Annotated in this window: 15 protein-coding genes; 7 read left to right on the top strand and 8 right to left on the bottom strand. The window is 69.9% G+C overall.

Annotation, left to right across the window (positions count from 1 at the left end):
- Positions 1–203: 203 nt before the first annotated feature.
- From glpA to HRL51_RS09710, 3 genes are read left to right on the top strand one after another with little or no spacing between them, the layout of a single operon-like run.
- The gene (gene glpA / locus HRL51_RS09720) at positions 204–1,961 is read left to right on the top strand and encodes an anaerobic glycerol-3-phosphate dehydrogenase subunit GlpA (protein ID WP_172191538.1); all 1,758 of its coding nucleotides are present in this window, start codon (positions 204–206) and stop codon (positions 1,959–1,961) included.
- Complete coding sequence (gene glpB, locus HRL51_RS09715; protein WP_172191536.1) at positions 1,958–3,406, top strand: glycerol-3-phosphate dehydrogenase subunit GlpB; 1,449 nt, start codon at positions 1,958–1,960, stop codon at positions 3,404–3,406. The genes glpA and glpB overlap by 4 nt, the downstream gene beginning before the upstream one ends.
- On the top strand, positions 3,406–4,749 hold the full coding sequence (locus tag HRL51_RS09710; RefSeq protein ID WP_172119456.1) for an anaerobic glycerol-3-phosphate dehydrogenase subunit C: 1,344 nt from the start codon (positions 3,406–3,408) through the stop codon (positions 4,747–4,749). Before glpB ends, HRL51_RS09710 begins: the two co-directional genes overlap by 1 nt.
- Positions 4,750–4,869: 120 nt before the next feature.
- On the opposite strand, the gene HRL51_RS09705 is transcribed toward HRL51_RS09710, so the two are convergent.
- On the bottom strand, positions 4,870–6,603 hold the full coding sequence (locus HRL51_RS09705) for a glycerol-3-phosphate dehydrogenase/oxidase (RefSeq protein ID WP_172119457.1): 1,734 nt from the start codon (positions 6,601–6,603) through the stop codon (positions 4,870–4,872).
- 141 nt (positions 6,604–6,744) lie between these two features.
- Here HRL51_RS09705 and HRL51_RS09700 point away from each other — a divergent pair, with 141 nt between their 5' ends.
- The 4 genes from HRL51_RS09700 (at position 6,745) to HRL51_RS09685 (ending at position 10,874) form a co-directional block, all read left to right on the top strand.
- On the top strand, positions 6,745–7,863 hold the full coding sequence (locus HRL51_RS09700) for a sugar-binding transcriptional regulator (protein WP_413228060.1): 1,119 nt from the start codon (positions 6,745–6,747) through the stop codon (positions 7,861–7,863).
- Complete coding sequence (locus tag HRL51_RS09695) at positions 7,860–8,444, top strand: amino-acid N-acetyltransferase (protein WP_172119458.1); 585 nt, start codon at positions 7,860–7,862, stop codon at positions 8,442–8,444. Before HRL51_RS09700 ends, HRL51_RS09695 begins: the two co-directional genes overlap by 4 nt.
- Positions 8,441–9,409 (top strand): HhH-GPD family protein, encoded by a 969-nt coding sequence (locus tag HRL51_RS09690; protein ID WP_218957632.1) that lies wholly within the window; start codon positions 8,441–8,443, stop codon positions 9,407–9,409. The genes HRL51_RS09695 and HRL51_RS09690 overlap by 4 nt, the downstream gene beginning before the upstream one ends.
- A gap of 148 nt (positions 9,410–9,557) precedes the next feature.
- Complete coding sequence (locus HRL51_RS09685; RefSeq protein WP_172191534.1) at positions 9,558–10,874, top strand: hypothetical protein; 1,317 nt, start codon at positions 9,558–9,560, stop codon at positions 10,872–10,874.
- Positions 10,875–11,016: 142 nt separating this feature from the next.
- Here HRL51_RS09685 and disA read toward each other — a convergent pair whose 3' ends face one another.
- From disA to HRL51_RS09650, 7 genes are all read right to left on the bottom strand, one after another.
- Positions 11,017–12,087, bottom strand: a complete 1,071-nt coding sequence (gene disA, locus HRL51_RS09680; protein WP_172119460.1) for a DNA integrity scanning diadenylate cyclase DisA — start codon at positions 12,085–12,087, stop codon at positions 11,017–11,019.
- 125 nt (positions 12,088–12,212) lie between these two features.
- A complete protein-coding gene (gene radA / locus HRL51_RS09675) occupies positions 12,213–13,643 on the bottom strand; it encodes a DNA repair protein RadA (protein ID WP_172191532.1) in 1,431 nt (476 codons plus the stop codon).
- Between the two features lie 205 nt (positions 13,644–13,848).
- The gene (locus tag HRL51_RS09670) at positions 13,849–14,583 is read right to left on the bottom strand and encodes an L-ribulose-5-phosphate 4-epimerase (RefSeq protein ID WP_172191530.1); all 735 of its coding nucleotides are present in this window, start codon (positions 14,581–14,583) and stop codon (positions 13,849–13,851) included.
- A 128-nt stretch (positions 14,584–14,711) separates the two neighbouring features.
- Positions 14,712–15,476 (bottom strand): iron ABC transporter ATP-binding protein, encoded by a 765-nt coding sequence (locus HRL51_RS09665; RefSeq protein WP_172191528.1) that lies wholly within the window; start codon positions 15,474–15,476, stop codon positions 14,712–14,714.
- Complete coding sequence (locus HRL51_RS09660; RefSeq protein ID WP_172191526.1) at positions 15,473–16,561, bottom strand: iron chelate uptake ABC transporter family permease subunit; 1,089 nt, start codon at positions 16,559–16,561, stop codon at positions 15,473–15,475. The genes HRL51_RS09665 and HRL51_RS09660 overlap by 4 nt, the downstream gene beginning before the upstream one ends.
- Positions 16,558–17,577, bottom strand: a complete 1,020-nt coding sequence (locus tag HRL51_RS09655) for an ABC transporter permease (RefSeq protein WP_172191524.1) — start codon at positions 17,575–17,577, stop codon at positions 16,558–16,560. The genes HRL51_RS09660 and HRL51_RS09655 overlap by 4 nt, the downstream gene beginning before the upstream one ends.
- Before the next feature lie 12 nt (positions 17,578–17,589).
- Entirely contained in the window at positions 17,590–18,600 is a 1,011-nt protein-coding gene (locus HRL51_RS09650) for a siderophore ABC transporter substrate-binding protein (protein WP_172191522.1), read from the bottom strand.
- Positions 18,601–18,743 lie beyond the last annotated feature (143 nt).

Raw genomic sequence — 18,743 nt, 5'->3', positions numbered from 1 at the left:
CTCTGATTGCGTCCTGGTGTAGGGGCGAAAGGACGTGCGAGAGGAGCAGACTCTCTGTGCACGAATGTGCAGCGGGCGTGCACTTTTCCCGGCGCAGGAGTCTGCTGGTGCTAGTCATGGCTCATGACAACCCCGCAGCAGCGGTGCACGTGCTCAGCGGTACCCCAGGGGGTCCATGTGATCGAGGGACGAGGAGGTCCAGCATGAAGAGCCTGAGTGCCGACGTCGTCGTCGTGGGAGGCGGTGCGACGGGAGTCGGCATAGCCCGGGACGCGGCGATGCGAGGTTTGAGCGTGGTGCTCTTAGAGAGGGCGGACCTGGCCCAGGGCACGTCCGGACGCTTCCACGGCCTGCTCCACTCAGGTGGACGCTACGTGGTCTCCGACCCCCAGTCGGCTACGGAGTGCGCCCAGGAGAACGAGATCGTCTCACGCATCCACTCCTCCGCCGTTGAACGGGTGGGAGGGTTGTTCGTCGTCACGCCCGAGGACGACCTCGCCTTCTCTGACGACTTCATCGCCGGTGCCCGTGCCACGGGGGTGCCGGCTGAGGAGATCAGCCTGTCTGAGGCCCTGCGCCTGGAGCCACGCCTGAACCCGGGCATTAAACGGGCCTTCCGCGTCCATGACGGCGCCGTTGACGGCTGGCAGATGGTCTGGGGCGCGGCCCGCTCGGCTCAGGCCTATGGCGCTCAGGTGCTGACCTATCACGAGGTCACCGATGTCATCGTCGAGGGCGAGGGGCAGGGCCGCCGCGTGGTGGCCGTGCGTGCCCGTGGGGTCAAGACCGGCGAGGAGCTGACCGTCAGCTGCCGGATGCTCATGAACGCCGCCGGCCCCTGGGGCGGGCGCTTGGCCACGATGGCCGGATCGACCTCGGTCAAGATCGCCGCTGGCCGGGGCGTCATGATCGCGATGAACCACCGTCTGGTCAACCACGTGGTCAACCGCTGCGTCCACCCCGCTGACGGGGACATCATCGTGCCCGACCACACCGTCTCCATCATCGGTACCACCGACCGCCGTGCCGAGGACCCTGACCACCTGGCGATCCCCCGCCAGGAGGTTGCCCAGATGCTCGACGCCGGGGAGGTCCTGATCCCTGGCTTCCGCCAGGTCCGTGCTCTGCACGCCTGGGCTGGCGCCCGCCCGCTCGTCCTGGACACCTCCGTCTCCTCCGATGACACGCGCCACATGAGCCGAGGGATGACAGTGATCAGCCACGCCCGGGCCGAGGGGCTGGCCGGCATGATCACGGTGGCCGGCGGCAAGCTCACCACCTACCGCCTGATGGCCCAGCACGCCGTGGACGCCATGTGCGCCGAGCTGGGGGTCACCGCCCCTTGCCGGACGGCGCAGGAGGAGGTCCCCGGCAGCGTCGGCACACCGAATTACCACATCACCCACCGCCTGGGGGAGCGGGAGGACAACCGCCTGGGGGACCAGACCATCTGCGAGTGTGAGCTGGTGGGGCGGAAGGCGGTCACCGACCTCATGGAGCAGCAGCCTGACGCCTCCTTCGATGACCTGCGCCGCCAGCTCCGGGTGGCCATGGGGCCGTGCCAGGGGGGCTTCTGTGCCCCACGGGTGGCGGGTCTGCGAGCCTGCTGCTCGGGGTACTCGGCTGCCGATGCCTCGGAGAGCCTCAAGACCTTCCTGCGTCACCGCTGGATCGGCCTGTGGACCATTTTGCACGGGGAACAGGTGCGAGAGACGGCACTGGACTTCTGGATGCTCCAGGGGACCCTCGACATCGAGGACCTGCCACAAGCGCCTGCACCATCGGCCGTGGCCACCGCTCTGGTGGACGCCGAGGACGGCATGGCGACCGCGGACGAGCAGGCTGCTGCTGAGCAGGCCCTGTCCCACCCGCCCGTGCTGGCAGGCAGCGCCCTGCCCACCATCTCACCGGTCGCCACCGGGACCGAATCATCTGCGAGAGGACAGGAGGTTCTGGCATGAGCAGTGACGTCGTCGTCGTCGGAGCCGGTATCGCCGGCTACGCCACCGCGCTGTGGCTGCGCCGGGCTGGCGCTACCGTCACCTTGGTGACCAAGGGGGTGGGCGGGTTACCTCTGTCCACCGGCACGATCGACGTGCTCGGTCGCCTTGGTGGCGCGGCGGGCCCCTGCGGCCCAGCGGGCGGGGCCACGGACAGCGAGCGCATGGTCCGGCGCCCGGTGGCCCGGCCCCTGAGTGAGATCCAGGACGGAGGGCTCCTGCCTGCCGGGCACCCCTACCTCACCATCGGCCGCCAGGCCGTGGTGCGCGGCGTGGAGGACTTCGCCGCGCTGGTGGGCCCTCAACTGCTGACCTGGAGGCAGGATGACGGCGCAGCCGGGCCTGAGAACCTCTGGCTGCCCACCGCTGTGGGAGCCGTGCGTCCCAGCTTCCTGGTCCCGCCCTCCATGCAGGACAGCGTCCTGACTGATGGTGGGCGCTACCTGGTGGTGGGGTTGCGCCGGCTGAAGGACCTGACCCCTGAGCTCGTGGCCGGCAACCTCAACCGCACGGAGCTGCCCGGCGGTGGAAGGGTCCAGGCCCGGGCTCTGACGATCGATCTCGAGGTACGCGATGGTGAGCAGGACTCCAGCGGCCTGGTCCACGCCCGCGCCCTGGACCGCACCCCGGCACGCGAGAGCCTGGTCCAGGCCCTGAGCGGCCACGTACGTGAGGGGGAGACCGTCCTGCTGCCGGCCGTCCTAGGGATGGAGGACCCGCAGGTCTTCTCCTGGCTCTCCCAGCGCCTGGGAGCCCCCGTGGGGGAGATCCCCTTGCCCCCGCCCTCGGTGCCCGGGCTGCGCCTGGAGAACCGGCTGGCACGCCTGGCCTCTGACGAGCGCGTGCGCCTGGTCCAGGGGGCTGGCGTCGTCAGTGCCGAGGTTCGCGACGGGCGGCTGGTCAGTGTGACCAGTGCGGCTGCCGGCCGTACCTTGACTCACCGTGCAGGTGCCTTTGTGCTGGCCACCGGCGGCTTCGAGTCCGGGGCGCTGACGCTGGACTCCCACGGGCAGGTGAGGGAGACCGTCCTCGGCCTGCCTGTGGCCGGGGTGGTGGACGATGGCGAGGAGAACCTGCGTCGCCTGGTCCACAACGACTACTGGGGCAAGCCCCAGGGCCTGTTCCGCGTCGGTGTGCTCACCGACTCCCAGATGCGTCCGATCGGCCCCGACGGAGAGCCGGTCCTGGACGGTCTGCGCGCCGTCGGCGGACTGCTGGCCGGCGCCGTGCGCTGGAGCGAGTGCTCAGGAGAGGGAATCGCGCTCGGTTCGGCCCGGGCCGCCACCGACTCGCTCCTGGCTGAGGCCGAGGCCACGGGTGGGGAAGCGAATGAGGGAGCCGGGAGGACGCCGTCGTCGGCGCCTCCATCGGCTGGCGGACCTGAGATGACAAAGGAGACCTACTGATGTTCGACGTCGACGCCCTTGCCACCAGATGGGACCTTCCCCTTCCCGGCGCCGGTGGGCAGCACGTGCGCTCGGGAGGGTTCGCCGTCGAGCAGCCCGCGCACGACCTGGCCAGAGCGAGCCTGGACTCCTGCGTCAAGTGCACGATCTGCGAGACCATGTGCCCGGTTGCTGCCGTCACCGACCTCTTCCCCGGACCGAAGTTCGTCGGCCCGCAGGCCGAGCGCTTCCGTCACGGCCTGAGCGTGGACCACTCCATCGACTACTGCTCCTCGTGCGGGACCTGCACGCGCGTGTGTCCCCAGGGCGTCAAGATCGCTGAGCTGAACTCCCAGGCGCGTGCCGTCATGAAGCAGCAGAAGGGGGCGATCCCGCTGCGTGACCGGCTCATCACCCAGACCACGCTCATGGGTAAGGTGATGACGCCGATGGCCCCGGTGGCCAACGCCGCGCTGGCGAACAAGCCGATCCGTACCGTGGTGGAGAAGGTGGTGGGCATCCACCGTGACGCCCCGATGCCGACTGCCAAGACACAGTCCTTCCACGGGTGGCTTCGGCGGCGCACGCCGCGCTCCGACACCCTGGTACCGCGTGGCAGCCGCGGACCGGTGGTCTTCTTCCACGGCTGCGCCGGAGGGTACTTCGAGGTCGAGACCTCCAAGCAGACTGTCGAGGTGCTTGAGCACCTGGGCTACGAGGTCATCGTCCCGCCCCAGGGCTGCTGTGGGCTGGCGGCCCAGTCCAACAGCCTGTACGGGCAGGCCTCGGCCTCCGTGGTCAAGCTGGCCGGGCAGCTGCGTGCTGCTGGCGAGGAGCTGAGGATCGTCACGGCCTCCGGGTCCTGCGCCGGGATGCTCAAGCATGAGGCGCACGACATCATGGGTGTGCGAAGCGAGGACCTGGAGAACGTCTCCACCAGGATCGTGGAGATCTCGGAGTTCTTCCGCGAGCTGGAGGATGTCGGAGAGCTTCCGCACGACTTCCGGCGCATCGAGGCTACCGTCGCCTACCACGCGCCCTGCCAGCTGAAGGGGCAGTACATGGGTCTACCAGCGGTGGAGATCATGGACCTGGTCCCCGGCTTCCACGCGGTGGAGTCAGGCAAGGCGTGCTGCGGGATCGCTGGTACCTACGGGCTGAAGAAGGAGAAGTACGAGGTGGCCCAGGCCGTGGGCCGGCCCCTGTTCGACATGGTGCGCGAGGTCAACGACCAGCTGGCTGTGTGCGACACCGAGACCTGCCGCTGGCAGATCGAGAAGTCCTCGGGTGTGCGCACGGTCCACCCGATCGCCGTCCTGCATGCCGCCTACGGTCTCAGCCGCCTGGCAGGCGTTGAGGAGTAACGCTCGCCCTCTCGCCCACTCACCCACGAGACGGACAACCTTTCCGTCAGCCAGACAACGTAAACCTGGGGTTGACGGTTGTCCGGCTGACGGAAAGGTTGTCCATCTGGGGGCAGGGGGTCAGATAGCCGTGGTCACGTGGGCGACGGCGGCCGCGTCAGTAGCCTCGGCCTCGGCAGCCAGGACCTGCTCCACGCGCGAGGCGTAGGCGGCCTTCTCCGCCTTGACGGTCTCCTCGTCCCAGCCCAGCAGCGGGGCCATGACCTCGGCCAGCTCGTCAGCGGCGCCCAGACCGTGGTCGCGGCGCTCGATGTCCAGCCGCACGCGGCGCAGCAGGACGTCATCGAGGTGAGTGGCTCCCTCGTGGGTGACGGCCCAGGCGACCTCGGCGCGCAGGAAGGCGGGCTCAGTGGCCAGCGGCTCGCCCCAGCGCCCGGCCTGGCCCTGCTCGGAGTCGATCGCCTCCAGGATCGCCGGCAGCTCGTCGCCGTAGCGGTCGAGCAGGTGGGTGACGCGGGCCAGGGTCCAGCTGCGCTCGCGGGCGATCGTGCCGGCCTGCCTGGCCAGCTGGTGGTAGCCGGCGGCACCTACCAGCGGCAGGGTCGCCGTCGTCGAGGGGTGGGCCTTGGCGCCGGCCTCGCCCAGGGCGTGGTCGACGGCGTCCTCGGCCATGACTCGGTAGGTGGTGAGCTTGCCACCCGCGATCGCGGTCAGGCCCGGGGCCACGCGGGTGACGGTGTGCTCGCGCGAGACCTTGGTGCTGGCTGCCTCGGCGCCCGGACGCAGCCGGGGCTGGAGGAGGGGACGCAGGCCGGCGTAGACGCCGATGACGTCCTCGCGACGCACCGGCTTGGCCAGCACGGCGTTGGCGTGGTCGAGCACGTAGTCGATGTCCGCGCTCGTGGCCACGGGCTTGGACACGTCCTCGTTCCAGGGGGTGTCCGTGGTCCCGATAACCCAGTAGCGCGGCCAGGGGATGATGAACAGGACGGACTTCTCGGTACGCAGGAAGATGCCGGTCTCGGCGTCGATCGCCTCCTTGGGCACCACGATGTGGATGCCTTTGGAGGCCAGGACCTTCAGGCCTCCGGCGTCCGTGGCCAGGTCCTGGGTGTCCTCGGTCCACACGCCGGTGGCGTTGATGACCTGGGTGGCCTTGATCTCGTGGCTCTCGCCGGTCTCCAGGTCCGTGACGACCGCCCCGTGCACGGCACCGGAGCCGTCCTTGAGGAAGCCGGTGACCTTGGTGCGGCTGGCGGCGTAGGCGCCCAGGCCCACGGCGGTACGCACCAGGTCGATGACCAGGCGGGAGTCGTCCACACGGGCGTCGTAGAAGCGGATGGCCCCGGCCATCTTGGACGGGTCGAGCGCGGGGGCCAGGGCGCGGGTGCCCTTGCGGCCCAGGTGCTTCTGGACGGGAACGGTCTGGCGCCCGTGCGCGCCAGCGATGGCCAGGGCGTCGTACATGCCGATGCCGACGGCGGAGTAGGAGCGCTCGATCTGGTTCTTCAGCGGCCACAGGAAGGGCTGGGCCTTGACCAGGTGCGGGGCGGTGGTCTCCAGCAGGCGGCCACGCTCGGTCAGGGCCTCGTGCACCAGGGCGAAGTCGAGCTGGTAGAGGTAGCGCAGGCCACCGTGGACCAGCTTGGAGGACCAGGAGGAGGTGCCTGAGGCCCAGTCGCCCATCTCGACGATGCCGGTGCGCAGCCCGCGGCTGGCGGCGTCGACGGCGATCCCGGCCCCGGTGACCCCGCCTCCCACGACGAGGACGTCAAGTCCCTCAGCCTGGCTCATGGCAGCCAGTGCCTCGGCGCGCTGGGTAGTGGTCAGGGCAGTGGGCCGGGTGGTGCTCATGATGCTCCTCGGGTCGCAGACAGTGGCCGGTGGGCACGACGGCGTGTGCCCTGGCGGTTTGTGGCCGAGCATCCCGAGCAGGTGTGACAATGGGCAAGAAAGATGCACGGATGTGCATGTCGGGTCCGTGGAGGAGGGAATATGGCCAGCCCGCTGAGGCCGCGGCCTACGAGACAGGTCGGTGAGGTGATTGGCGGCCACACCAGCCGTCCTCAGGACGATGACGCCACCGCCTCCTCCCTGTCTGGTTCCGAGGACGCCCTGGTCGCCTATGAGGCGGCCTCCATGTACTACGCCCAGGGCGAGACCATGGAAGTGATTGCCCGTCACCTGGGTGTCTCACGCTCAACCGTCTCGCGCCTGCTGTCACGTGCCCGCTCACAGGGCATCGTGCGCATCGAGGTCGTTCAGCCCGGCGGTGCCGGCAGCCTGGAGCGTGCCTTGCACGACGAGCTGGGGGTGCGCACCCAGATCGTCCCCGTGCGTGAGGGAACCACGGAGATCCACCGCCTCCAGCAGGTGGCTGCTGTGGGTGCGGCGCGGATGATGGATCTCATCACCGAGCTCTCGCCCCTGCCTGCGTCCGCGGGGGAGAACCAGGCGACGGCTGAGCCGGGCCTCGTCGTCGGCGTGGCCTGGGGGACCACGATGAGCGAGGTGGCGGCGGCGCTGCCGGTACGCCAGGTCCCTGGGCTCACCGTGGTCCAGCTCAACGGCGCCTCGGACCCGCTGCGGGAGGGACCGAGCGCCGCCGAGGTGCTCACGCGCATGGGCCAGGTGCTCGGGGCCCGCACGATCTCGTTCCCCGTACCGGCCTTCTTCGACCAGGTGGCCACGCGCCAGGCGATGTGGTCCGAGCGCTCGGTCAAGCGCGTCCTGGCGGTGGCCCGCAGCGCCCGTCTGGCGGTCTTCGGCGTCGGCTCGCTCGGGGCGGACGTGCCCTCCCAGGTCTACGCCGGTGGGCACCTGTCCCGCACGGACATGACGCTGCTGCGCCGCGAGGAGGTGGTGGGGGACGTGTGCACGGTGCTCCTGCGAGGCGACGGCACCTGGGGTGACATCGACCTCAACGCGCGTGCCACCGGTCCCACCCCGGTCCAGCTGGCTCGGATCCCGCGCAGACTGTGCATCGTGGCAGGCACCGGCAAGGCCCGGGCGACGCTGGCCGCGCTGCGGGCCCGGGTCGCGACGGACCTGGTGATCGACGACGCCACGGCGCGTGCGGTCCTCGCGCTCGCCCACCGGAAGGAGACGGTATGAGCACGGCACCCCACCATGAGCCGCGTGGTGAGAGGGCCGCCGGCGACCCTGGCGGACACCACCTGGTGCTCCGGTCGGCGCGCCCTGCGGACGCCCGCTCCATCGCAGAGCTCGTTCGTCCCTACGCCGAGCGCCGCATCCTGCTGGGCAAGGACCTCATCGCCTACTTCGAGGACATCCAGGAGTTCACCGTGGCGGAGAGCTCGGCCGCGGGGCCGGACGGTCGAGCGGTCAGCGGGATCATCGGGTGCGGGGCGCTGCACGTCATGTGGGACGACATCGCGGAGGTGCGTACCCTGGCGGTGCGCAGCGACTACCTCCACCGTGGGGTGGGCTCGGCGCTCCTGGGCGAGCTGGTCGCCCGCGCCCGGGCCCTTGGCCTCACGCGGGTCTTCTGCCTGACCTTCGAGGTCGACTTCTTCACCGCCCACGGCTTCCACCCGATCGCGGGAGCCCCCGTGGGCACGGACATCTTTACCGAGATGGTCCGCTCTCACGACGACGGCGTGGCCGAGTTCCTCGACCTGGCGCGGGTCAAGCCCAACACCCTGGGCAACTCCCGCATGCTGCTGGAGCTGTGAGCCCCCTGCAGGAGGCGCTGGGCGGCCCGGACCCGCGCGTCGTCGTCGAGTGGTACCGCGTCCACGCTCGCGACCTGCCGTGGAGGGCGAGCGGGACGAGCGCGTACGCGGTGCTGGTCTCGGAGGTCATGAGCCAGCAGACCCCAGTGGCCCGCGTCGTGCCCGCCTGGCGGGAGTGGATGCGGTGCTGGCCTGACGCCGCCGCGCTGGCAGGGGCTGAGCGGGCTGAGGTGCTGCTGGTGTGGGGGCGCCTGGGCTACCCCCGGCGTGCCCTGCGGCTGGTGGAGGCAGCGCGCGCCGTCGTCGAACGTCACGGAGGGGAGCTGCCGTGCGACCGCGACCAGCTCCTTGCCCTACCAGGTGTTGGTGACTACACCGCCGGAGCAGTGCTGGCCTTCGCCTACGGGCGCCGCGCGCTTACGCTGGACACCAACGTCCGGCGCGTCCTGGCACGGGCTGCGGGGGGCCAGGCCCTGCCGGCTCCGGCCCTGACCCGTGCCGAGCGGGAACGGGCGGAGGCTCTTCTGCCGCCAGAGGGAGGCGCGGTGGATCCCGCCCGCTGGTCGGTGGCGGTCATGGAGCTGGGGGCGCTCGTGTGCACGGCCCGTGACCCGCGCTGTGAGGACTGCCCGTGGCTGGGGCAGTGTCGGTGGGTGGCCGAGGGCAAGCCTGCGGACGAGCACGCCGGACGACGGCGGAGCCAGGCCTGGCACGGCACCGACCGCCAGGCCCGTGGGCTGGTGATGGCACGCCTGCGCCTGGCCGGGGCAGGCTCTGCGGTGACGCGTGCTGAGCTCCTGGCCGAGGCAGCGCGTGCGGGCACGAGCCGGCGCGGGCGGGGCGAGGCCGCCGCCGAGTGGGCCGGGGTGAGGGATCCTGAGCAGCCGGCCCGTGCCCTGGCCGGTCTACTGGCTGACGGGCTCATCGCCTCTGACGACGACGGCGCCAGCTTCCGTCTTCCCTGAGAGTGTCCCCGTGGACGTCGGCCAGGGCCCGCACGCGTGCGCCGCAGCCGCCTGAGGCGGGTGCCGGCGGCTGTGAGGCCTGTGGCCCTATAGGCACCGGGCGGGCCGCTGCCCGGTGCGCGAGGTACTCGCAGGTAGAGTCGGCGTCATGGCTAACGGACGCGGTTGTGAGGGTGAGGAGCGCCGTGCGCGCGTCTACCAGCTGCGCCCGCGCGGCCAGCAGGACGGACAGACCGGGGTGGGATCACAGGGCCGACGCGGAGGTGGTAGTGAGCGCGGCACGGCAGGTCGCCGCTCCTCCTCGGGGAGCAGGACAGCGGCTTCCGGTCAGGCCTCCAGGACGCCCGCTCCGCGGCGGGCAGGAGCCTCTGGCGCGTCCGCAGGACGCGGTCGAGGCGGGCGCCCGGGGGCTGGTCAGCCCGTCGTCGCTCCGGCCTCTGAGCGCACAGGCGAGTCAGCGGCACGTGCTCGTGCCAGTGCGGCACGACGGGCCTCCGAGCGCCGGGCCGCGCAGCGAGGTGCTGCTCACCAAGGGGGCGGGGGCGGCCGTGGCGGAGGACCTGGCCGGCCGCCGTCGGCCTCCCGCGGCGGCGCCGGTGGGCCACGTCGCTCGACCCAGCCGCGTTACGGGCTGCGGCGCGCCGTCGTCTTCGGCGTCGCCGTGGCGCTGATCGCCTCCTTCTGCCTTGGCGCCATCGCGACGGCGATATGGGTGCGTGACACGATCCGGCAGCAGGAGACTGAGCGCGCGGCCAGCGCTACCCCGACGACCTATCCGGTGCCGGTGGCCTGCAGGCCGCAAGATATTGACGTCTCTGTCACCGCTCCCTCGCAGGTCAGCGCCGGGGCCGGGGCCACCGTCTCCCTGACGCTGCGCAACCAGGGCGACGACGCCTGCCTGCTGGACGTGGGTGGTCAGAACCTCGCGCTGGTCGTGACCTCGGGAGGTGCAACGTTGCTGAGCTCAGCCATGTGCACCTCGACCCCGGCTAGCCGCATGCTCCTGGTGGACGCCGGTGACTCTGCGAGCGTGTCCCTGTGGTGGGACGGAACGGTCGCCTCGTCCTCGTGCGTGAGCGCGGCCGGAGGTGCGCCGAGCCAGGCGGCTACTTCCCCGGCAGGCGCAGACGACCAGCAGGTACAGCCTGGCACCGGCGAGGACGGGCAGACGGAGGAGCAGGACGACGCCGCTGCGTCCGCCACCCCAGACCCGGCTGCTGAGACGGGCGAGCAGGAGGCGCAGGCGGACGCGACGCCTGGAGCCGAGGGCTCTGGTACCGCGGCGTCTGACCGGCCCACGCCTACCCCGAGCGCAACGGTCGAGGCGAGTGCCCAGGCGGGCCGCCAGCCCAGCGCCGTGAGCGTCTCCGGCGGTGGCGACTACGCGACGGCCGGGACCTACCAGCTGCGATTCCAGCTCGGTGGCCAGGACCTGGGGCCTGCGTTCACGCTGCTGATGGTCTGAGCGCTGGTGGCGGGGAGGAGCAGGAGCTCCTCGCGTGCTCGGTCCCAGCGCGTCCTGTGGCCCGGTGGGCGGTTTGTCGCCGGTGCCTGCACGCAGCACGCCCGGCCGCGACGCCCAGGGGTGTTGCGGCCGACGGTCCGCCTCAGGAGTACCGCTCGACCAGGGAGATCTCAGCCAGGCGGGACAGGCCCTCGCGCAGCGTGCGCGCCCGGCGGGGGCCGACGCCGTCCAGGGCCTCCAGCTCCTCCAGGCTCACCCCCAGAACCGCCTGGAGGGAACCCCAGTGGTCGACGACGGCTCGCGCCGTCACCAGTGGGAGCCGGGGGATCTTGGACATGATGCGCAGGCCGCGGGAGGACAGGGAGGCGTCCAGGTCCTGCCCGTCCGGGCCGCCTAGACCCATCGAGCGGGCCACCATGGCCAGGTCTAGCAGAGCGGGTGAGCCCACCCACTTCAGGCGAGCTTCGACGGTGGAGGTGTCCAGGTCCTCGGGCAGGTAGTCGGCCAGGAGGAAGTCGCGCTCGGCCATGAGCCCTCGGGTGAGCTCCTCGTGCTGGAGGGCGAGCAGGCGTCCGTCGGTACCGAGCTCGACGACGTAGCCGTCGACGTCGAAGGCGATGCGGCGCACCATCTCCAGCAGCTGGACAGCGGTGGCCACGTCGCGCACGGTCACGAGGTCCTCGATCTCCAGGGCGTCCAGGCTCGCTGAGGTCTGGGCGAGGCGGGTGGTGTAGCGCTCCAGCGTGGCCAGCGCCTGGTTGGCACGGGCGAGGATGGACTCGGAGGGCTCGATGACGTGGCGCTTGCCGTCAACGTACAGCGAGATGATCTGCATCGACTGGCTCACGGAGATCACGGGGTAGCCGGTCTGCCGGGCCACACGCTCAGCGGTACGGTGGCGCATGCCGGACTCGGTGGTCTCGACCGAGGAGTCGGGAAGCAGCTGGACGTTAGCGCGTCGGATCCGCCCGGCGGCCCGGTCCACGATGACGGCCCCGTCCATCTTGGACAGCTCACGCAGCCGTGCGGCGGACAGGTCGACGTCGAGCTCGAAGCCTCCGGAGGAGATGGCCTCGACCGTAGGATCGAAGCCGAGGACGATAATCGCTCCGGTGCGTCCGCGCAGGATCCGCTCCAGACCGTCACGCAGCACGGTTCCCGGCGCGATGAGCGCCAGGGTCTCGCGCAAGATGAGGGAGTGGGGATCGGTCATGGCTACAGCTCCTGGGTGTGAGCAGGACAGGTCCTGGGGTGGTGCTCGGCTCCGACTGGGAATCGTATCGGGGTGGCTGAGAAGGACGTCGTGACCTGCGTCGCTCACAGGTCCTCAGGGTGCGGTCAGCCTCGTGGCAGGGCCGCTCCCACCGCCTCCCCGACGTGAGACACAGGAAGGACCTGCAGCCCTGGGACAGGGCGCAGCTCCCGGGAGCCGGCCAGGGGCACGATCGCTCGGTCGAAACCGAGGCGTGCTGCCTCAGCCAAGCGTCTCTGGATGCCGACCGTCGCTCGTACCTCACCGGTCAGCCCGACCTCGCCAAAGGCGACGAGCCCTGGGGGAGTGGGCAGGTTCTGCGCGGCGGAGACCACGGCGACGGCGACGGCCAGGTCCGTGGCAGGCTCAACCGCCCGGGCCCCGCCCACGGTGGAGACGTAGACGTCTGAGGAGGAGGTGTCGACCCGCAGCCGAGCCGTGAGCACGGCGAGCGCCATGGAGACGCGTGAGTGGTCCACCCCAGAGGTGGTACGCCTGGGCGAGCCCGCGGCTGTCTGTGCCACGAGGGCCTGGACCTCGACCGGCATGGGCCGGCGCCCCTCCAAGGTGACGGTGGCGCAGGTGCCCGGCACCTCGCTGCGGGCCTGGGACAGGAACAGGCCGCTGGGATCTGCCAGGCCGACGATGCCTCGTTCGCCCAGGTCGAAGCACCCGACCTCGTCGGTGGGGCCGTAACGGTTCTTCACGGCGCGCAGCAGGCGCAGCCGGGCGTGGCGGTCTCCCTCGAACTGACAGACCACGTCCACCAGGTGCTCCAGCACGCGTGGCCCGGCGATCCCTCCGTCCTTGGTCACGTGACCGACCAGGAGCACGGGAATCGCGCGCTCCTTGGCTACGGCGATGAGTGCGCTGGTCACGGCCCGGACCTGTGTGACCCCTCCTGCGGACCCCTCCACCTGCGCGGAGGCGATGGTCTGGACGGAGTCGACGACGAGGAGCGAGGGGCTGGCGGCCTCGACGTGCCCGAGGAGCGCGCCGAGCTCGGTCTCGCTGGCCAGAAGCAGGGCAGGGTCGATCGCGTCGATGCGCTCAGCGCGCAGACGGACCTGGCTGGCTGACTCCTCACCTGTGACGTAGAGGACCGGTCCCTCGCCGCGCTCGCGGGAGACCGCAGCGGCCTTGGCGGCGACGTCGAGCAGGAGGGTGGACTTTCCCACGCCCGGCTCGCCGGCGAGCAGGACCACGGCACCAGGCACGATCCCTCCGCCGAGCACGCGGTCGAGCTCACCGACCCCGGTGGAGCGTGCGCGGGCCTCCTCAGCGCTGACCTCCCCGATCGGGCGGGCGGGAACGGTCGGCCGGACGACTGGCTGCTGAGCCAGCGCGGTGCCCTTGCCGAGGCTGGCCTCGGTGAACTCCTCCAGGGTGCCCCACTCGCGGCACTCGCGACACTGGCCCAGCCACTTGGGGCTGGTCCACCCGCACTCGGTGCACACGTAGGACACGCGGCTCCTACGGGAGCTGCGAGCTGCGCCGGTAGTCGTCGTCGAAGACATGGCAGCAGGCTAGTGCCAGTCTCCGAGAGACGGAGAGGCTGTCACGATTGGTGCCAATTTTCTCGGTGTCGGCGCACTGTGAGCAACGGGCACAGGAAAACCGCAGGATCTCAACGGTCTCCTGGCTGCGTCGTCGTCCCTCTGCGAGGCCTGGAGGAAGTTGGTGTCAATCGTGACAGCCAGAACCTGGCTGCGGGCCTGCGTCTCAGTGCTGCCCGTAAACGTTCTGGTAGCGGTCGTTGAGGCGGTCGACGAGGTCCTGCGGGATGAGGTGGATCTCGCCCCCCTGGCGCGCCACGTGCACGGTCCGGGCGACCTCCTCGCACATGACGGCGGCCTTGACGGCGGCGCGTGCGTCCTTGCCGATGGTGAAGGGACCGTGGTTGGCCATGAGGACCGCGGGGGACTTGGAGCCACGCAGGGTCTCGACGATGCCCCGGCCGATGGAGTCGTCGCCGATGAGGGCGAAGGGCCCGATCGGGATCTCGCCGCCGAACTCGTCTCCCATCATGGTCAGGGCGCAGGGGATCGGCTCACGTCGGGCGGCCCAGGCGGTGGCGTAGGTGGAGTGGGTGTGGACCACGCCACCGACCCCGTCCATGTGCCGGTAGACGTAGGCGTGCGCCGCGGTGTCCGAGGAGGGGACGAGGTGCTCAGGCGTTCCGTCCACGATCTTCGTGCCGTCCAGGGTGCACACGACCATGTTGTCCGCGCTCAGCTCGTCATAGGAGACGCCCGAGGGCTTGATGACGAACAGGTCGGTTGGCTCGAGGCCCTCGCCCCGGTCCACGGTCACCCTCTCCGAGACGTTGCCGGCGGTCCACACCACCAGCCCCCAGCGGGGCAGCTCGGCGTGGAGCGCGGCTACGCGTTCGCGGGTGGCCGCGACGGCGACCTGGAGGCTGTCGTCAAGCTCGGTCAGGACAGGGACGGTGGTCATGATGGCTCCTGAGAGGACTGGCGGGCCGGGGCTCCGGCGTCGGACGGCACCGCAATGTGAACGTTCACCTTGGTGCCAGGGTAGCGCCTGCCGCCCACGGTGTCAGCCGCCATTGGTCCAGCCCCCCTTCAGCAGTAGCAGGCCAGGGGGCCGCCGGGCGCGTCCACCACCGTAATTGGGGTCCCGAAGACCTCAGTGAGGACCTCGGAGCGAATGACCTGATCGGGCGTGCCGCTGTACGCCACACCCCCATCCTTGAGCGCCACCACCCAGTCCGCGTAGCGGGCGGCGAAGTTGAGATCGTGCAGCACCACGACGATCGTGCGTCCCAGGTCGCGCGCGGCCACGGACAGGTGGCGCATCATCTCTACCGAGTGGGCGATGTCGAGGTTGTTGAGCGGCTCATCCAGCAGCACGTACTGCGTCTCCTGGGCCAGCACCATCGCCACGTAGGCCCGCTGGCGCTGCCCGCCGGAGAGCTCGTCAAGGAAGCGGTTCTCCAGCTCGCCCAGCGCCAGGAAGTCGATGTAGCGGGAGACGATCTGCTCATCCTGCTCGCTCAGGCGACCGTGGCTGTAGGGAAAGCGGCCACAGCCCACAAGCTGACGTACCGTGAGCCGGGAGACGAAGTGGTTGTCCTGGCGCAGGATCGAGACCACCTTGGCCAGCTCTGCCGAGCGCGTGCGCCGCACATCCAGGCCTCCCACTGTGATTGTCCCGGCATCGGGCCCCAGCAGACGCCCCACCATGGTCAGCAGTGTGGACTTCCCGGCACCGTTGGGCCCGATAAAAGCCGTGATCCCGCCCGCGGGGATCTCCAGGTCCACCGGTCCGATGGTGGTGGCGTGCCCGCAGGAGGTGTAGACCTTCGAGACATCGGTCAGGGTAATCACAAGCGCCCCTTTCTCAGGACGACGACGAGGAAGGCCAGGCCGCCGACCGCCTCGATAATGATGGAGACCACACCTTGGGCGGAGAAGACGTGGTTCATGAGGAAGTAGGCGCTGGTGAGGACCGCTGTACCCAGGCTGACGGACATGGGGAACAAGTAGCGGTGGTCGTAGGTGCCGCAGATCTGGTAGGTCAGCGTCGCCACGAGGAACCCGAAGAAGGTCATCGGCCCCACCAGCGCCGTCGAGGTGGCCATAAGGACGGAGACAAGCACGAGGACGGTCACGGACATCTTCCGGTGGTCCAGTCCTAGGCTCGTTGAGGCCTCGCGCCCCAGCGCCAGGATGTTGAGGTGGCGAGAGGCGGCGATCAGGGCCGCGGCTGCGATGACGACCACGGGTAGCGCGATCGGGTAGTACGCAGGATCAGCGTTGTTAACCGATCCGAACAGGCGTGCCGTCAGCACGTCGAACTCGCTGGGGGTCAGCAGGCGCTGCATGAAGGTGGACACCGATCCCAGCCCCGCCCCCAGGACGACGCCGATGAGAAGCATGGCGTGCATCGAGGCCTGCTTGCTGGTCAGCAGCCAGGAGTACAGCACCAGGCACAAGCCGACCATGAGCACCAGCTGGCCGACGAAGGTGGTTGTGGTCCGTGCTGCTGTCAGGCCTGCGGCCCCCAGGAAGAAGACGGTCGAGGTGTGGATCGCGCGGTAGAGGGACTCAAAGCCCATGATCGACGGCGTCACAATGCGGTTGGCGGTCACGGTCTGGAAGGCGATGGTGGCCAGGGACTGGCACACAGCGACTACGACCATTGCCAGGACGGACCAGGCGCGGCGCTGAGCAATGAGCCAGAAGCCGCGTGAGCCGGGGGGCATCGGGTTGTTCCAGGTCAGCAGACCTACAGCGCACACAAGCGCGGCCGCCGTCATGGCCAGGTAGACCAGCCACCAGCGCCGTCGTGCGGTGAGAGTGGGGAAGGCGCCCGAGGAGCGCTCGCGGCCTGTCGTGGACGACGGCGTCGCTGGCGGGGTGCCGGTGGCGTCGCCTCCACGGGTTGCGGGGATGGCCGAGGTCAGGGTCATACGCCGGCCCTCGTGCGTCGAATGATGAGGAGCAAAAAGACGGCGGCACCGATGATGCCGAGTACTACGGACACGGGGACCTCGAAGGGGGAGATGATGGTGCGTGCCAGCAGGTCGCAGGCGGTGACGAGGCCGATGCCCACCAGGCACACCCATGGCAGGTTCGAGCGCAGATCGTCCCCACGTGCCATGGACACGAGGTTGGGCACCACCAGCCCCAGGAAGGGCAGGGAGCCGACGACGACTGTCACCACGCCTGTGGCCAGAGCGATGAGGGCGGTGGCGGCCAGCACCGTGTGCCGGTAGCTGACGCCCACACTCGTGGCGACCTCCTCGCCCAGGCTCGCCACGGTCAGGCGGTCGGCGAGGAGGACCACCCCGGCCAGGACCACGAGCACTACCCACAGCACCTCGTACTGCCCCTTGTACACCGAGGTGAAAGAGCCCTGGAACCAGATGCCGAGCTGCTGGAGGGCGTCGGCCTGGAGCGCGAGAAAGGTGGTCAGGGCGCCCACGACGGCGCCCAGCATGATCCCCATGACCGGTACCAGGAGGGAGTCACGTAGCGAGACCCGTCGCAGCAGGAGGAAGAAGACCATCGTCCCGATGAAGGCGCTGATGGAGGCCATGGCCATACGCGTCAGTACGTTCGCGCGTGGCAGGACGATCATGCACACGAGCAGACCGAGGCCGGCCCACTCCGTGGTGCCGGTCGTCGTCGGCTCGACGAACCGGTTCTGGGTCACCAGCTGCATGACGAGCCCGCAAGCTGCCATCGCTGCCCCGGCCAGGACCAGTGCGATCGTGCGTGGCACGCGGACGTTGCCAAACATCTGCCAGCCGTCGTCATGGGACCTGATGGAGTACTCCCCGGTTGCCAGGCTCAGGGCGAGCAGCGCCAGGACGGCGACGACGCCGAGGACGAGGGCGGGGGACCACAGTGCGGACCGGGCTGGGACGGCCTGTCGGGCGCCGGCAGGTGCCAGCGCCCGACAGGACTGGGTGGGAGAAGCCATCGCGAGAGAGTCTCAGGCCTGCTTGCCGGCGGCCTCGAAGGCGTCGGCGATAGCACCCAGGATCTCGGTGTAGGTGATGATCGACTCGTTGGTGTAGGTGTCGGCTGGTGCGTAGACCACCTGCTTCTTGCTTAGCGCGGTGACGTTGCCGAGCGCGGCGTTACCCGAGATGACGTCCTGGGCGGGGGTGTAGCCCTCCGTGTTGGCCGCGACGGCGGCGTCACGGTCCAGGACCAGGATCCAGTCCGGGTTGGACTGCGCGATGGCCTCGACTGAGATGTCGTCACCGGTGTGGGAGGTAGTGGCACCGTCGACCGTCAGGGCGGGGGACAGGCCGAGCAGGTTGAATAGGGGGCCGAAGGTGCGTCCCTTGACAGGGGCCACGTAGCCGATCTCTCCGCCGGAGACATTGAGCGCCATGACGGTTGAGGAACCGTCATAGGCCTCCTTGGCGCGTGCGAGCGCGGCCTTGAAGTCGTCAATGAGCGTGGTGGCCTCGGCCTCCTTGCCGAAGACCTGACCCAGGGCGGTGACGTGGCGAATGAGTTCGCTGTCCAGCGGCTGGTCCTCACGGGGCTCGAGGTCCAGCAGCGGGGTGCCCTGGGTCAGGGTGGCGATCTGCTCATCATGCTGGCTGAAGCGCTGGCCGGAGATGATGAGGTCGGGCTCCACGGCGACCAGGGCCTCGAGGTTGGGCTCGCGGTGGTTTCCGATGTCAGTCACCTCATCGCCGTTGTAGGCGGTGACAGTGGAGGGGATGAGGGGTTTGGGGGCGGCGATGAGCGGCACCCCCCAGGAGGCGAGTATCTCGAAGCTGCGGTTGTCCAGTGCCACGACGCGCTGCGCGGGACGGGTGACCTCCACCGGGCCGTTGTTCGTCTCGATCGTGATGGGGCCGCTGGCCTGCTCCTGGGCCGTGGAGGATGCAGTGGCGGTGGCGGATGTGGAGGGGGTCGAGCCGCAGGCTGTCAGGGCAAGGCAGGCTGCTGCCAGGGCAAGGAGGGCGGAGGACTTGTTCACCATGGGGCCTCTTGAGTCGTCGGATCAGGGAGGGTCCCTACCTCTCGGGAAGATAAGGAAAGGTGACCCTAAGTAAGTTCAACCTAATACATAAGGTTCTTGTTGGCAAAATCCGCATGGTGACTACAGGAAGCAGGCGGGGCCGC

It is taken from the genome of Actinomyces faecalis, from assembly GCF_013184985.2.
GTDB classification, from domain to species: domain Bacteria; phylum Actinomycetota; class Actinomycetes; order Actinomycetales; family Actinomycetaceae; genus Actinomyces; species Actinomyces faecalis.
This window is presented reverse-complemented; position numbering and strand designations above follow the sequence as displayed.